Origin of the sequence: Nonomuraea turcica, assembly GCF_030718205.1 — a bacterium.
GTDB lineage: Bacteria > Actinomycetota > Actinomycetes > Streptosporangiales > Streptosporangiaceae > Nonomuraea.
In genome coordinates this window covers 61,336-75,601 of sequence record NZ_JAUZQF010000016.1, presented here as the reverse complement: position 1 = coordinate 75,601, position 14,266 = coordinate 61,336, and the positions used below count along the sequence as shown (strand labels likewise).

Below are 14,266 nucleotides of genomic sequence, written 5' to 3'. Positions count from 1 at the left end.
TGCCTGTTAGGTCAATGGACCGAAGGCACTGCATCGCCAGGGAGGCACTTCGTGGGCCTGCGTGACCTGGTCTACCGGCTGTACGAGCGCCGGCTGGAGGCCAAGCTGTCGAAGGACAGCATCCCCCGGCACGTCGGGGTCATCATCGACGGCAACCGCCGCTGGGCGCGCGCCATGGGTATGCGGGACGTGGCCACCGGCCACCGCAAGGGCGCGGACAAGATATCCGAGCTGCTCAGCTGGTGCCGGGAGACCGGCGTCGAGGTCGTCACCGTCTGGATGCTCTCCAACGACAACCTCAACCGGCCGCGGGAGGAGCTGGAGCCGCTCCTGGGCATCATCGAGGACGTCACGCAGGAGCTCGTGGACGAGGGCTGGCGGATCATCCCGGTCGGCGCGCTCGACTTGCTCCCCGATCGAACGGCGAATGTCCTAAAAAATGCAAAGGAAGTGTCATCACACCGTCCAGGCCTGATTGTGAACGTTGCAGTTGGGTATGGAGGAAGACGTGAGATTGCCGATGCGGTGCGCTCACTGCTCCAGGAGCAAGCGAGCAGGGGAGCGAGCATCGAGGACCTCGTCGAGGTACTCGATGTCGAGCACATCGCGGAGCATCTTTACACTCGCGGCCAGCCCGACCCGGACCTCCTCATCCGGACGTCGGGCGAGCAGCGCTTGTCCGGCTTCATGTTGTGGCAGAGCGCTCATTCCGAGTTCTACTTCCACGAGGCCTACTGGCCGGACTTCCGCAGGGTCGATTTCCTGCGGGCGCTGCGCGACTACGCTGCGAGACACCGACGTTACGGTTCTTAGCACGACAATCGGGCATCAAGGACGTAACGTTAGAAGTGTCCGACCACAGGCCGGACACTCCGGAGAGGGCCCGCCTTTGCACCAACACTTGCCGAGGGGGCCGGAACCCGGCACCGACGGCATTTCGCGGTCGGGGGAGCGGGTCCGGTCCGATTCCCGCCTCGTCTGCAGGGTGCCCGCACGTATGGGCGCCCGGGGGAGAACGTGTGGCAGTGTCCTCGAGCAACCCTTCGACCAAGCCGACCAAGCGCACGTACGTGCTGGACACCTCGGTCCTGCTGGCCGACCCGGCGGCGATGACCCGCTTCGCCGAGCACGACGTCGTCCTTCCTATCGTGGTCATCACGGAGCTGGAAGGTAAGCGGCACCACCCCGAGCTCGGCTATTTCGCGAGGAAGGCTCTTCGCTACCTCGACGATCTGCGTGTGCAGTACGGCAGGCTCGACGAGCCGATGCCCACGGGGGACGGCACGATCAGGGTCGAGCTCAATCACAGCGATCCGTCCATCCTGCCCGTGGGGTTCCGCCTGGGCGACAACGACACCCGCATCCTGACCGTGGCGCGCTCGCTGGCCGCCGAGGGTTGCGACGTCGTCCTGGTCTCCAAGGACCTGCCCATGCGGGTCAAGGCGGCCTCGATCGGCATGGTGGCCGAGGAGTACCGGGCCGAGCTCGTACACGAGTCAGGCTGGACCGGGATGTCCGAGCTGCAGGTGACCACCGAGGACGTCGAGGCGCTCTTCGAGCACGGCACGGCGGACCTGGAGGAGGCCAGGGATCTGCCGACGCACACCGGGCTGCGGCTGCTGTCCGCCAAGGGCTCGGCCCTGGGCCGGGTGCTGCCGGACAAGTCGGTGCGCCTGGTCCGCGGCGACCGCGAGGTGTTCGGTCTGCACGGCCGCTCCGCCGAGCAGCGCATCGCGCTGGACCTGCTGATGGACCCCGAGATCGGCATCGTCTCGCTCGGCGGCCGGGCCGGCACGGGCAAGTCGGCGCTGGCGCTCTGCGCGGGCCTGGAGGCGGTCCTGGAGCGCCGTCAGCACCGCAAGGTCGTCGTCTTCCGCCCGCTGTACGCCGTGGGCGGCCAGGAGCTCGGCTACCTGCCCGGCACCGAGGGCGAGAAGATGGGCCCGTGGGCGCAGGCCGTCTACGACACGCTGGGCGCGGTCACCGCGCCCGAGGTGATCGAGGAGGTGCTCGACAGGGGCATGCTGGAGGTGCTCCCGCTGACGCACATCCGCGGCCGGTCGCTGCACGACGCGTTCGTGATCGTGGACGAGGCCCAGTCGCTCGAGCGCGGGGTGCTGCTGACCGTGCTGAGCCGGATCGGCGCCAACTCGCGGGTCGTGCTCACCCACGACATCGCCCAGCGCGACAACCTGCGGGTCGGCAGGCACGACGGCGTGGTCGCGGTGGTGGAGAAGCTGAAGGGGCATCCGCTGTTCGCGCACGTCACGCTGACCAGGTCCGAGCGCTCCCCGATCGCGGCGCTGGTGACGGAGATGCTCGAGGACATCACCATGTGATCATTTCAGATCGGGACACGTGTGCCGCCCCTCGTCCTGCGGGGGGCGGTTCTCGTTGTCCCGGATGATCCTGACCTCCTCGAAGGCCGCGTCCTGCTGTGCCGTGCAGACGATCTGCGCCATGCCGAGCCTGCTCAGCTTGCCCTCGCCCCGGATGTAGACGGTCAGGGTCGACGTGCGCGGGAGGATCACCTCGTCGCGCCGTACGGGGTTGAGCGAGTCGTTGACCCTCAGGTACGTGAACCCGCGCAGCTCGGTGTCCCGGTCGCCCAGCGGCTGCGAGGAGGCCGCGAACAGCGCGCCGAGCAGGCTCTCGACGGTGTCGTTCGCCACGTCGGCCGGCTCCAGTGTGAGCTTGCCGTCCCTGATCAGGTAGATCGTCTTGGACGGCGGCGGGATCCGGGTGGTGGGCGCGTTGTCCCGGTCCAGGACGTCGGTGGGCGAGATGCCGCACGCGGCCACGACCATGAATGCCATGGCCGCTAACAGAGCACGGACGTTCTTCATGCGTGCGGGAGCCAGACCGTGAAGAGGGTGCCGGGGTTCTGGGTGCGTACCGAGATCGTGCCGCCGTGCAGATGCACATTGGCCCTGGCGATGGCCAGGCCCAGGCCGCTGCCCTGGCTGCGGGAGCGGCCGGCGCCTGCCTTGAAGAAACGATCGAAGACGTGGGGCAGCGCCTCCAGCGGGATGCCCTTGCCGTGGTCGCGCACCTTCACCTCCAGACCGTTCTCGGTGCTCCTGGCGTTGACCACCACCGGGGGCAGGCCGTGCTTGAGCGCGTTGCCGACGAGGTTGGCCACGATGACGTCGAACCTCCTCGGATCGAGGTTGTCGGTCAACCCCTGGGAGGCGTTCACTTTCACCTGGTCGGTCCACCCGCGCGTCTCCAGGCAGTCGGCGATGGCGTCGGCCACATTGACGGGCTCGAGGTTGAGCGTGGCCGTGCCCGCGTCGAAGCGGCTGATCTCGATGAGGTGCTCGACCAGCTCGCGCAGGCGCTCGATCTCTCTGAGCACCAGTCGTACGGCCTGCGCCGGCGCCTCGGGGAGCCGGCCGGCCTCCTCCGAGAGCACGTCGGCCACGGCCGTCATGGCGGTCAGCGGCGTGCGCAGCTCGTGCGAGACGTCCGCCACGAACCGGCGTGACATGGCCTCGAGCGAGCGCAGCTCCGACACGCTGAGCTCCAATGCCGCCGCCGCGTCGTTGAACCTGGCGGTCAGCCCGGCCAGCTCGTCCTGGCCGTGCACGGGCAGCCGCGTGTCCAGCTTGCCCTCGCCGAGTGCCTGCGCGGCCGCGCTCAGCCGCCGGACGGGGAGCAGTACCTGCCGGGCGGACAGCAGCGACACGGCCACGGCGATCAGCACGATGGCGATGCCGCCCTGGAACAGCCTGGCCCTGAGCGCGTTCAGCTGGTTGACGTCGGCGGTCATGGGGAAGAACACGAACGCCCGCAGGTCGGTGGCCTCGGGGCGGCCGAAGTTGTCCCTGGCCACCCCGGCGCCGACGATGAACCACAACTCGTTGCGGATCACCCTCCGCTGGGTGACGACGCTCTGCTTGGCCCGCCCGTACAGCTCGTTGGGCACGTCGCTCAGGGCCATAGGGCCGTTGACGGAGACCAGGTCGCCATACTCGATGATGACGCCGCGGCCGGGCGCGCTCAGCGTCTGGGCCAGGCGGTCGAGCTCCTTGTTCGTCGGCGCGGCCTCGCCCGGCCGTAGTTTGCCCACGGCGAAGTCGATGCTGCTCAGCTCCCTGATCACCAGGTCGAGCGAGGTGGTCTCGGTCCTGTTGACCAGCGCCGTCTTGGCCAGCTCGAAGCCGATCGTGGCGACCAGCGTGGAGGCGGTGACGGCGACGAGCGTGAACGTGATGACCAAGCGCGCTCGCAAGCCGGTCGGCAACGGGATCACGGGGGGCTGAACCGATAGCCGAACCCGCGCACCGTGTGGATGAACACGGGCTCGGCGGGCGTCGGCTCGATCTTCGCGCGGACGCGCTGCACGCAGGCGTCGACCAGCCGCGAGTCGGCGATGTGCGTGTGGTCCCAGACGGCCCGCAGCAGATAGCGGCGGTTGAGGACCTGGCCGGGGTGGCGGACGAGCTCCAGCAGCAGCCGCAGCTCGGTGGGCGTCAGGTGGATCTCCTTGCCGGCCAGCATGACCTTGAGCGCGCCGCGGTCGATCACGAGGTCGCCGAACGTGATGCGATCCGAGGCGGCCGACTCGGCCCTGCGCAGGATGGCGCGGATCCGCGCGTCGAGCACCCGCGGCTCGACCGGCTTGACCACGTAGTCGTCGGCGCCGGCCTCCAGGCCGACCACGATGTCGAGGTCGTCGCCCCTGGCCGTGAGCAGGATGACGGGCAGTTGGTCCAGCTTGCGCACCCGGCGGCACACTTCGATCCCGTCGATACCCGGGAGCATGACGTCCAGGATCGCGATCTCGGGGCGACGGGCCCTGATGTGGTCGAGAGCCTCCTCGCCGGTCGCGTAGGACGTCACGGAGTGCCCCTGCCGGGTCAACGCCAGCTCGAGAGCCGTACGGACGGAGGGGTCGTCTTCAACCAGGAGGATGCCAGCCACGCGCACATTATTATTCCATGTCCCTAATGCCCGAACTAAGTCACCAAACTGTGACATGTCGACTACGGGATCCCGATGAACGAGGGAAATCATGGATGCGAGCTTCCCTTCGGTTCACGGGGGCACGAAGGGGAGCCGATTTGCTGTGACGAAAATCACAGTAGTCCGAAATGCCACGCTAACGTGCTGCTTAGCCAAGGTAGCCCCAAGCGATTCCCGCGTTTCGGTTGCGGAGTACCCCCTAGGACAGGGCAAGCTCATGGATCGTGAGCCCCGGTCCGCGTTTGAGCGAGCGCCCCCCGAGAGAAGACGTTCCCTCGGCGCGGCGGCCTTCGCGCTTCACGCCGAAGCGCGTCGCCGTCACCGTCCTGGCCATCGCGATCGTCGGCGGCGGCGGTGGGTTCGTCGCCTACCGCGCCATCGAGAACGCCAACGCGCCGGCGACCGAGGGCTTCACCCTCGAGGACATGGGCAAGCTGGCCAGTGGCGACCTGTCCGCGCCCGACCCGGAGACCGACGCGCTCAAGGCCGCGGCCGAGCAGGCGTTCCGGGCGGACAAGCTGGAGAAGGGCCGGTCCGGGGCCGGCGACAACCCCGACGACATCGACTGGGTCGTGCCGAAGCAGGCGCCCCCCGGCGACGGGTTCCCCGCCGTGAACTTCCCGCCGGGCAGCGACCCCTCACCGGGCAGCAACAAGGCCACCGCCAAGGCCATGCTCGGCGAGTTCGGCTTCGGCGAGGATCAGTGGGGCTGCCTGGAGCGGCTGTGGCACAAGGAGAGCGGCTGGAACGAGCGGGCGATGAACCGCTACTCCGGCGCGTACGGCATTCCGCAGTCCCTGCCCGGCAGCAAGATGGCCAGCGCGGGCGCCGACTGGCAGACCAACGCCGCCACCCAGATCAAGTGGGGCCTGGGCTACATCAAGGGCCGCTACGGCACGCCGTGCGCCGCCTGGGGGCACTCGCAGCGGGTCGGCTGGTACTAGCCCTAGAGGAGCACAGCCAGAGGTCAACTTTCCTTCTGTAATCGGCAAGCCACCGCGCCCGAATCGTGGAGGCGGGCGGAGGCTGACCGCATGGGTGTGAAGGTCAGTGTGATCGTCAATGTCCACAATCCGGGTGACACCGCCGACGCGTGCCTCCGCTCCGCGCTGGAGCAGACAATGCCCGCGGCCGACTACGAAGTGATCCTCCTGGACGATGGGTCCACGGACGGGATCGCGGAGCGGCTGGACGCCATCGCGGCGGCCCGCGACAACGTACGCACGTTCCACCTGCCGTACACGGGCTCGCCGATGCGCGGCCGCAACGTCGGCCTGGCAGCCGCGACCGGCGACTACGTCTACTTCCTCGATCAGGGCGACCGGCTGGAACGTGACGCCATCGCCCGCATGCACGAGCGTGCCGTGGAGACCGACGCGGACGTGCTGATCGGCCGCCTGGTGCGCGACCACGGCTCACCGCTGATCGCCTTCGCGCGGAGCACCGCCCGCGCCGACATCCTGCGCGACCGCCTGCTCTGCCTGCTCGGCCCTCAGCAGCTCTACCGGCGCGCCTTCCTGGAGGAGAACGAGCTCGGCTTCAGCGTGCCCGGCGGGCGGCTGGCCGAGCAGGCGTTCGTGATGCGGGCGTACCTGCAGGCCAAGGTCATCGCCGTGCTGGCCGAGCAGGTCTGCTGCCACCTCGGCGAGCGCCCCAAGGCCGAGGAGGATCCGCGGGCGATGGTCAAGGAGCTCAGGGCGCTGCTGAACGACGTCGACACCTACGTCGGCGAGGGGCGGCAGCGTGACCGCATCTACGGCTACTGGTTCCGCTACGCCGTCCTCCGCCCGCTGCTGACCAGCCGGTTCGCCGACTCCTCCGTCGACAGGGGTATGCACTTCCGCCTCGTCCAGGAGCTCATGTCCGAGCGCTTTCCCGAGCGGCTCGACCGCTACCTGCCTTGCCAGCTGCGCGCCGTCGCCGCGTTCGTCAGAGAAGGCCGTCTCGACCAGATCGTGTTGCTCGCCGGCTCCTCCAAGCGGTCCGGGCTCCACACCGAGCTCACCGAGGTGCGCTGGGACGCCCACGTCCTGGTGCTCGAGCTCAGCGTGGAGGTCAAGGGCGGCGACGGCCGGCTCGACCGATACCGTACGGACGGCGCGCGCATGCACTGGATCCCGCCGCGCGCCATCGACGCCAAGCTGCTCGGCGAGAGCGTCACCGACGTGAGCGAGGCCGTCGAGCGGGCCAGGATCGAGGTCTACGTGCGGCACGCCGAGACCGGCGTCGTGCACTTCCTGCCGCTGGCCCAGCGGGTGGAGGTGATCGAGGACGGCCGCCGCCGGGTCCGGGTGCAGATCAAGGGCGAGACCAGGATCGACGTGACCACGGCCGCATTCGGGGAGCCGCTCAGCCCTGGTCACTGGGAGGTGCACGTCCGCATGTTCGGCGGCGCCAACCAGGCCAGGAGCCGGGTGAGCCGCCCCGACGGCCCGCTCAACTGCCTGGGCGTGCTGGCCCAGCGGCCCAGGACGCGGCTGGTGGTGCCGTGCTGGACCGATCGGGGCGAGCTGGGCCTGGCCATCGAGCCGCGCTCGTTCTCCGAGTCGATCGCGCTGGTGTCGCCCGCGGTGGAGGTCAAGCAGGTGGACGGGCACGCCTACGTGGTGCTGCCGGTGCCGTACGTGCCGCCGAGCGGCGGGCCGCCGCTGGAGCTGGTGCTGCGCAGAACCGGGCGCGGTGAACGCGAGGTGTGCGCCCCCGCGCTGGTCGAGGCCGGGGTGCCGGGCAAGATCGCCGGGCAGCTCGTGGCCAAGCTGCCGGTCAGCCGCCTGCCGAGCGCCGACCGCCTGGGCCCAGGCGGCTGGCTGACGTCGCTGCGCTCGCCGGACGATGAGGTCGGACTGCGCTTCGCGCTGGAGGTGCGCAGGGGCAGGGTCGAGGCACGTCCCGCCACCGCCATCGACCCCGAGCGCCGCTCACCCATGGGCAGGGGCACCCTGCTGCACCGGATCTGCCGGCGGCTGCCCGGCGCGCGGCACATCATGCGCCTGGCGCGCGCGGGCGGGCACCGCTACCTCAGGTGACCCAGCCCTCGAGCTCCTCGAAGGCGTTCCTGAAGACCGGCAACATCGGCTTCAGCCGGTCGGGATAGACGTCCACCAGGCTGTCCAGATGGTTGCCGCCCTCGACCCGGTAGTACTTGAACGGCCGGTGCGGTCCGACCATCTCGGCGTAGACGTCGGAGTCGCGGGAGATCGGCAGCAGCGTGTCGAGCGTCCCGTGAATCGTGATCAGCGGCTTGGTGATCCGGCCGGTCAGCCCGATCTTCGCCACGGCGGCGTAGGGCTTGCGCGCGTCATAGTCGTAGTCGGCCGCCGCGCCCTGGTAGGACGGATCCAGCTCCTTCTGGTAGAGCTGCTGGGTGAGCTCCCAGTAATACTGCCGGTGGAACGGCCAGAGGAACTCCGAGCCCGCCGCGAACCCGGCCGCCCGCACCCCGGCCTCGTCTGGATACGCCTTCAACGCCGGCGGCAGGAAGTTCAGCAGGTTGTCGCCCTGGACGCGCCACAGCGTGCCTTCCCAGTCCACGCCGCCGTCGTAGAGCCAGCCGCGGTTCTCCAGCTGCCACCTGACGAGGTAGCCGCCATTGGAGATGCCCGCGACGAACGTGCGCGCGGGCTGCTTGCCGTACCGCTGCCTGACCACGGCCTTGGCGGCCACGGCGAGCTGGGTGACGCGGTGGTTCCACTCGGCGATGGCGTCGCCGGGCCGGCGGCCGTCCTCGTGGAAGTTCACGCCGACGTTGCCCTTGTCGGTGGCGGCGAAGGCGTAGCCCTTGGACAGGACCCAGTCGGAGATCGTGTAGTCGTTGGCGTACTGCTCCCTGTTGCCGGGGGTGCCGCTGACGACCAGACCGCCGTTCCAGTGGTCGGGAAGCCTGATCACGAACTGGGAGTCGTGGTTCCAGCCGTGCGTGGCGTTGGTGGTGGAGGTGTCGGGGAAGTAGCCGTCGATCTGCGTGCCGGGCACGCCTGTCGGGTTGACCGTGGCGGCCGAGTGCAGCCCGGCCCAGTCGGCGGGGTCGGTGTGGCCGGTCTTCGCGGTGCCGGCCGTGGTCAGGTCGCCGAGCGTGGCGACGACCGCGCGTTCCGCACCGGGCACCGTGAGCTGCTGGGGCGCCGTTAACAGGCTCGCGACCAGGGTGAGCGCGACGATCATCTATGCCTCTCTCAGGTGGGCGGCCAGCAGGCGCCGGAACTCTCCGGGGTGCTCCAGGTGCGGGCTGTGGCCGCAGTCCTGGAGCACGGCCTCGCGGTACGGGCCGTACCGCTCCAGGACCTCCCTGGTCTGGGCCAGCATCGGCTGGGCGGACGTGCCGGGGGAGCCGGGCACCACGCCGAGCGCGCCCAGGTGGGCCAGGTCGAACAGGGACGTGTCGGAGACGATCATGTCGTCGGCGCCTCTGATCCACAGGATGGGCGGCTTGGGGTCGATCTCGTGGAGGTCGTCCAGGCGGAAGTGGGTGGGGGCGATGGCGTTGAGCACGCCGTGTTTGCCCGGCGCCACCCCCGGCCACGCGGCCGACGTGGCCCCGTCACCCGGGTAGTGCGTCTCGCCCACCCGGGTGGTGAGCATCGAGCGCAGGTAGAAGTCCTCGTCGGGGACCTCGCGGTTGTTGACGTACGCGGAACGGAAGACGTTGCGCGGGGACGTGGGCGCCTCATCCGACAGGTCGCCCGCCTTCAGCCGGGCCACGAAGTCCGGATTCGCGGCCCCCGCTCCCGAGCCCGCGCCGTCGGTGTGGGTCAGCCGGCCGTCGGCGCCTTCCGTGCCGCCGAAGCCGTACGGGGAGATGGGGTTGACCAGGGTGACGCTCCTGACGGCGCCTGGGCGGTCCCGCAGGGCCTGCAGGACGACGCCGCCGCCCATGCTCCAGCCCACGAGGTGCACCCCGTCCAGGCCGAGCTCCTCGATCAGCTCCAGGACGTCGTCGGAGTAGTCGCGAAGGCCTCGCGTGGCGTCCACCGGCTCGGGATCGCTCTCGCCGAAGCCGCGCAGATCGACCGCGAGCGGTCGGTAGCCCTCCGGCAGCGCCGCCATGCTGTCGCGCCAGAACGCGGCCGAGGAGACGTTGCCGTGCACGAACAACACCGGCTCGCCGGACTCCCTGCCCGCGACGGTGAGGACGTTCTGCGTGAGCCGCGGCGTGGTGACCTTCATTGCGCGTGGATCCTTTCGGCCAGGTCGCGGCCCTGGGTCTCGCGGGCGGTGTAGACCGCGATCAGGGTGAGCACCGCCGCCAGACCAAGGTAGAGCGAAATGGGCACGCTGCTCGAGTAGGTCTTCAGCAGCGCCACCGCGATGATCGGGGCCAGCGCGCCCGCCACGATCGCCGACAGTTGCGCGCCGATCGACACGCCGGTGTAGCGCATCCTGGTGCCGAACAGCTCGGAGAAGAACGCCGCCTGCGGGCCGTACATCATGCCATGGAAGAGCAAGCCGACGGCGACGGCGAGGGTGATCGCGAAGAAGTTGCCCGTGTCGATGAGCGGGAAGAACGCGAAGATCCACACCCCGATGCCGGCGGCGCCGGCCAGGTAGATCGGGCGGCGGCCGACGCGGTCGGACAGCGCGCCCCACATCGGGATCGTGACGAAGTGAATGGCCGAGGCGATCAGCACCGCGTTCAGCACGGTCGAGTTGGGGATGTTGTTGGACTTGGCGTAGGTGATGACGAAGACGGTCAGCAGGTAGAAGGAGATGTTCTCGGCCAGGCGGGCGCCGATGGCGGTGAGCACGTCCTTCCAGTGGTAGCGCAGCACGCCGACGATCGGCGCCCGCTCCTCGGGCGGGGCCTGCTGGAAGACCGGCGACTCGCTGATCGACAACCTGATCCACAGGCCGATCAGCACCAGCACGCCGGACAGCAGGAACGGCACCCGCCAGCCCCACGACAGGAACGCCTCGTCCGGCTGCCAGGCGGCCAGCGCCGCCAGGACGCCGGTGGCCAGCAGGTTGCCGCCGGGCGCACCGGCCTGCGGCCAGGAGGCCCAGAAGCCGCGCCGTGCGTTGTCGCCGTGCTCGGAGACGATGAGAACCGCGCCGCCCCACTCGCCGCCGAGCGCGAAGCCCTGCACGAGCCTGAGGGCCGTCAGCAGCAGCGCCGCGGACGGGCCGAGGGTCTCGTACGTCGGCAGGCAGCCGATAAGGAACGTCGCGACGCCCATCATCAGCAGGCTGACGACCAGCAGCGTCTTGCGGCCCACCCGGTCGCCGAAGTGACCGAAGACCAGGCCGCCGAGCGGGCGGGCGACGAACCCGACGGCGTAGGTGAGGAACGACAGCAGCGTGCCGGTCAGCGGGTCGGACCCGGGGAAGAAGAGGGTGTTGAAGACGAGAGCGGCTGCCGAGCCGTACAGGAAGAAGTCGTACCACTCGATGGTGGTGCCGATCAGGCTCGCGGCGACGATCTTCTTGATGGAAGTGGCCATGCCGGTCACGGTAAAGAGTGACCGGCATCACTCATATGGAGTCCAGGCCCACAGTCTGTGGTGTGGATGTGTGGCCGAGCCGGTGCAAGCGCAGCGCCAGCTGAATCTCCAGCGCCCGCTCCGGCTCCAGCCAGCCGTCGCCGAGCAGCTTTCCGATCCGGTCGAGCCGCTGCGTGACGGTGTTGACGTGAATGTGCATGGCCTCGGCCGTACGGGACGGCGAGCCGCCCGTGCCGAAGTACGCGCTCAGCGTGTCGGCCAGCGCGGTGCCCCGGCGCGTGTCGTAGTCGATCACGGCGCCGAGCACCCGGTCCACGAACCCGTGCACGTCGCGCCCGTCGCCGACGAGCAGCCCGACGAAGCCCAGCTCGGCCGCGCTCGCCCCGTCCCCGGCCCGGCCCAGCGCGATCAGCGCCTCGGCGCACCGCCGTGCCTCCAGGTATGCCGCGGCCACGTCCCCGGTGCCGCCCCGCAGGTCCGCTGTGCTCCCACGCAGCTGCCCGGCGCCGCCACGCACGCCGCAGGCGCCTGCCGTGGCCGGGCTGTGCAGCGACGCACTCAGCTCGGCGGCCACCCGCTGTGCGACGGCGCCCGCGTGATCGCCGGGGACCAGCAGCACCACCTCGTCCCCGCGCCCGGCGGCCAGCCCGTGCCGCAGCGTGGCCTGCGACGACGCCCAGAACGCGGCCCGTTCCCGCTGCCCGCCGTGCTTGACCACCACCACGACGTGCGGTGCCCCCAGATCGACCCCGAGCCTGCGTGCCCGGTCGGCCAGGCCAGGGGAGTCGGGCCGCGCGATCAGGTCGTCCAGCAGCTCGCCCCTGACCCGTCCCTCGGCCTCGGCCACGCTTCTCCTGAACAGCAGCAGCAGCGCGCACACCAGCGCCGCCCGCTCCAGGATGCGCTCATCGGCGTCGTCGCTGCGCAGGATGAGCGTGCACAACGGCTCCCCGCCGACGTCCACGGACGCGATCAGCAGATCGCCTCTGCGCACGGTGCGCCCCAGCGCCCTGGACGCCTGCGCCGCCTCGAACACCCCGGAGTCGAGCTCCCCGACGTCACCCGTGATCGCCCGCCCCAGGTCGTCCAGCACGGCGAGAGAGCCGCCGAGCACGTCGGTCACCACGGCGGCCACGTCCTCGATCCCGCCGCCGCGCAGCACCAGCGAGGTCATCCGGTCATGGGCCAGCGCCGCCCGCTCCACCGCCTCGCCGTGCTCCCTGGCCGTCCGGTGCGCCTGGGACAGCTCCTCCAGCGCGTTCCTGGTCTCCTGCAGCAGCCTGGCGTTGTCGATCGCGACGGCGGCGTGCGCGGCCAGGCTGGCCAGCAGCGACACCTCCTCCTGGTGGAACGGCCTGGCGCTGCGGTTGGCCGCCATCAGCACGCCGATCACCCGCTTGCCCAGCCGCAGCGGCACGCCCAGGATCGCGACCAGGCCCTCCTCCTTGACGGCCTCGTCGATGTGGTCCTTGTGCCGGAAGCGGGCGTCGGCGAAATAGTCGGCCGTCGAGTACGGTGTCGCCGTCTGCGCCACCAGCCCGCCCAGCCCCGCCCCCATGGCCAGCCGCAACGCACGGAACTTGGCCGAGATCGACCCGTCCGTGACCCGCATGTACGTGTCGCCCTGCTCGGGGTCGTGCAGCGTCATGTAAGCGATATCCGTGGCCAGCAGCTGCCTGGCCCGGTGCACGATGGCCTCCAGCACGGCGTCCAGGTCACGCAGCGCCGCCAGGTCGCCGGCCGTGTCGTACAGGGCCGACAGCTCCGCCTCGCGCCTGGCCCGCCGCTTGAGCAGCGCCCGCACCTTCAACGCGGCGACCTTGGCCTGCTCCAGCTCCTCGATCTCGGCCGGGTCCGCACCTCGCGCCCTGGCCTCGATGATCGGCCCCTCGAACTCGACCGCCGACGCCTCCCTGGCCAGGAGCTCGAGAAACCGGGTGCTCACTACCGCGCCGTCCAACCACCGTCCACCGGCAGCGACACGCCGGTGATGAACGCGCCGCTCGGCCCGCACAGATAGGCGACCAGCTCGGCCACCTCCTCCGGCTCGATCAGCCGCTTGATCGCGGCGGGCTGCAGCATGATGTCCTCGACGACCTCGTCAGGCTCGATGCCGTGCACCCTGGCCTGGTCGGCGATCTGTGCCTCGACCAGCCCGGTCCGCACGTACGCGGGGCACACGCAGGTCGAGGTCACCCCATGGGGCGCCCCCTCGAGTGCCACGACCTTGGAAAACCCCTCCAGCGCGTGTTTGGCCGTCGTGTACGCCGACTTGAACGGCGAGGCCCGCAACCCGTGCACCGACGAGATGTTCACGAACCTCCCCCAGCCTCTGGCGTACATGCCGGGCAACACCCGTCGCGCGATCAGGAACGGCGCCTCCACCATGACACGCAGCATCGTGGCGAACACCTCGGGCGGGAACTCCTCGATCGGCGCGACGTGCTGGAACCCGGCGTTGTTCACCACGATATCGATGGGCTCGTCCGGCAGCGCGGCCACGAACCCCGAATCGCTCAGATCGGCCACCACGGCCGTGCCGCCCACCTCGGCGGCCACCTTCTCGGCGGGCTCGGCCCGCAGGTCGAGGACCAGCACCCTGGCCCCGGCCGCGGCCAGCCGGCGGGCGCAGGCCGCCCCGATACCGCTCCCCGCCCCCGTCACCAGCGCGGTCCGCCCAGTCAGCTCCTTCGCCATACCCCGCACCCTAGGCGCTCGCCGCGCCGGGACGCATGGGTGCCGACGACATAGATCGGTGCCCTGCTATGTGGATCAACGGGTCTGCTATCTTTGGACACATGATCGCTTATGCGCAGCAGTGGTGGCCCGCCTCCTAGGCGGACCTCGCAGCGCATACGCACACG

General features: G+C 70.1%; 12 protein-coding genes. 4 read left to right on the top strand and 8 right to left on the bottom strand.

Features of this window, described 5'->3' with window-relative positions:
- Positions 1–51 precede the first annotated feature (51 nt).
- Together Q9G87_RS35795 and Q9G87_RS35790 are read left to right on the top strand one after the other, a co-directional pair.
- On the top strand, positions 52–813 hold the full coding sequence (locus Q9G87_RS35795; protein WP_305920996.1) for an isoprenyl transferase: 762 nt from the start codon (positions 52–54) through the stop codon (positions 811–813).
- A 206-nt stretch (positions 814–1,019) separates the two neighbouring features.
- Positions 1,020–2,339, top strand: coding sequence for a PhoH family protein (locus Q9G87_RS35790; protein ID WP_305920995.1), 1,320 nt, complete (start codon positions 1,020–1,022; stop codon positions 2,337–2,339).
- On the opposite strand, the gene Q9G87_RS35785 is transcribed toward Q9G87_RS35790, so the two are convergent.
- Genes Q9G87_RS35785 through Q9G87_RS35775 form a run of 3 tightly spaced genes read right to left on the bottom strand, consistent with a single transcriptional unit; the run spans position 2,340 to position 4,926 of the window.
- Positions 2,340–2,816, bottom strand: a complete 477-nt coding sequence (locus tag Q9G87_RS35785; RefSeq protein WP_305920994.1) for a hypothetical protein — start codon at positions 2,814–2,816, stop codon at positions 2,340–2,342.
- Between the two features lie 26 nt (positions 2,817–2,842).
- Positions 2,843–4,222: a sensor histidine kinase gene (locus tag Q9G87_RS35780; RefSeq protein WP_305920993.1), complete on the bottom strand. Its 1,380-nt coding sequence runs from the start codon at positions 4,220–4,222 to the stop codon at positions 2,843–2,845.
- 29 nt (positions 4,223–4,251) lie between these two features.
- A complete protein-coding gene (locus Q9G87_RS35775; protein WP_305920992.1) occupies positions 4,252–4,926 on the bottom strand; it encodes a response regulator transcription factor in 675 nt (224 codons plus the stop codon).
- 284 nt (positions 4,927–5,210) lie between these two features.
- On the opposite strand from Q9G87_RS35775, the gene Q9G87_RS35770 reads away from it, so the two are divergent.
- Both Q9G87_RS35770 and Q9G87_RS35765 read left to right on the top strand, forming a co-directional pair.
- Positions 5,211–5,912, top strand: coding sequence for an aggregation-promoting factor C-terminal-like domain-containing protein (locus Q9G87_RS35770; RefSeq protein ID WP_305920991.1), 702 nt, complete (start codon positions 5,211–5,213; stop codon positions 5,910–5,912).
- Positions 5,913–6,002: 90 nt separating this feature from the next.
- Positions 6,003–7,994 carry a glycosyltransferase family 2 protein gene (locus Q9G87_RS35765; RefSeq protein ID WP_305920990.1) on the top strand — a complete coding sequence of 664 codons (1,992 nt, stop codon included), beginning with the start codon at positions 6,003–6,005 and terminating at the stop codon, positions 7,992–7,994.
- On the opposite strand, the gene Q9G87_RS35760 is transcribed toward Q9G87_RS35765, so the two are convergent.
- From Q9G87_RS35760 to Q9G87_RS35740, 5 genes are read right to left on the bottom strand one after another with little or no spacing between them, the layout of a single operon-like run.
- Positions 7,987–9,129, bottom strand: coding sequence for an alpha/beta hydrolase family protein (locus tag Q9G87_RS35760; protein ID WP_305920989.1), 1,143 nt, complete (start codon positions 9,127–9,129; stop codon positions 7,987–7,989). The two genes, Q9G87_RS35765 and Q9G87_RS35760, sit on opposite strands and share 8 nt — an antisense overlap.
- Positions 9,130–10,131, bottom strand: a complete 1,002-nt coding sequence (locus Q9G87_RS35755) for an alpha/beta fold hydrolase (RefSeq protein ID WP_305920988.1) — start codon at positions 10,129–10,131, stop codon at positions 9,130–9,132.
- Positions 10,128–11,402: an MFS transporter gene (locus Q9G87_RS35750; protein ID WP_305920987.1), complete on the bottom strand. Its 1,275-nt coding sequence runs from the start codon at positions 11,400–11,402 to the stop codon at positions 10,128–10,130. Before Q9G87_RS35750 ends, Q9G87_RS35755 begins: the two co-directional genes overlap by 4 nt.
- A gap of 31 nt (positions 11,403–11,433) precedes the next feature.
- Positions 11,434–13,347 (bottom strand): helix-turn-helix domain-containing protein, encoded by a 1,914-nt coding sequence (locus tag Q9G87_RS35745; RefSeq protein WP_305920986.1) that lies wholly within the window; start codon positions 13,345–13,347, stop codon positions 11,434–11,436.
- Entirely contained in the window at positions 13,347–14,099 is a 753-nt protein-coding gene (locus tag Q9G87_RS35740; RefSeq protein ID WP_305920985.1) for a 3-hydroxybutyrate dehydrogenase, read from the bottom strand. Before Q9G87_RS35740 ends, Q9G87_RS35745 begins: the two co-directional genes overlap by 1 nt.
- Positions 14,100–14,266 lie beyond the last annotated feature (167 nt).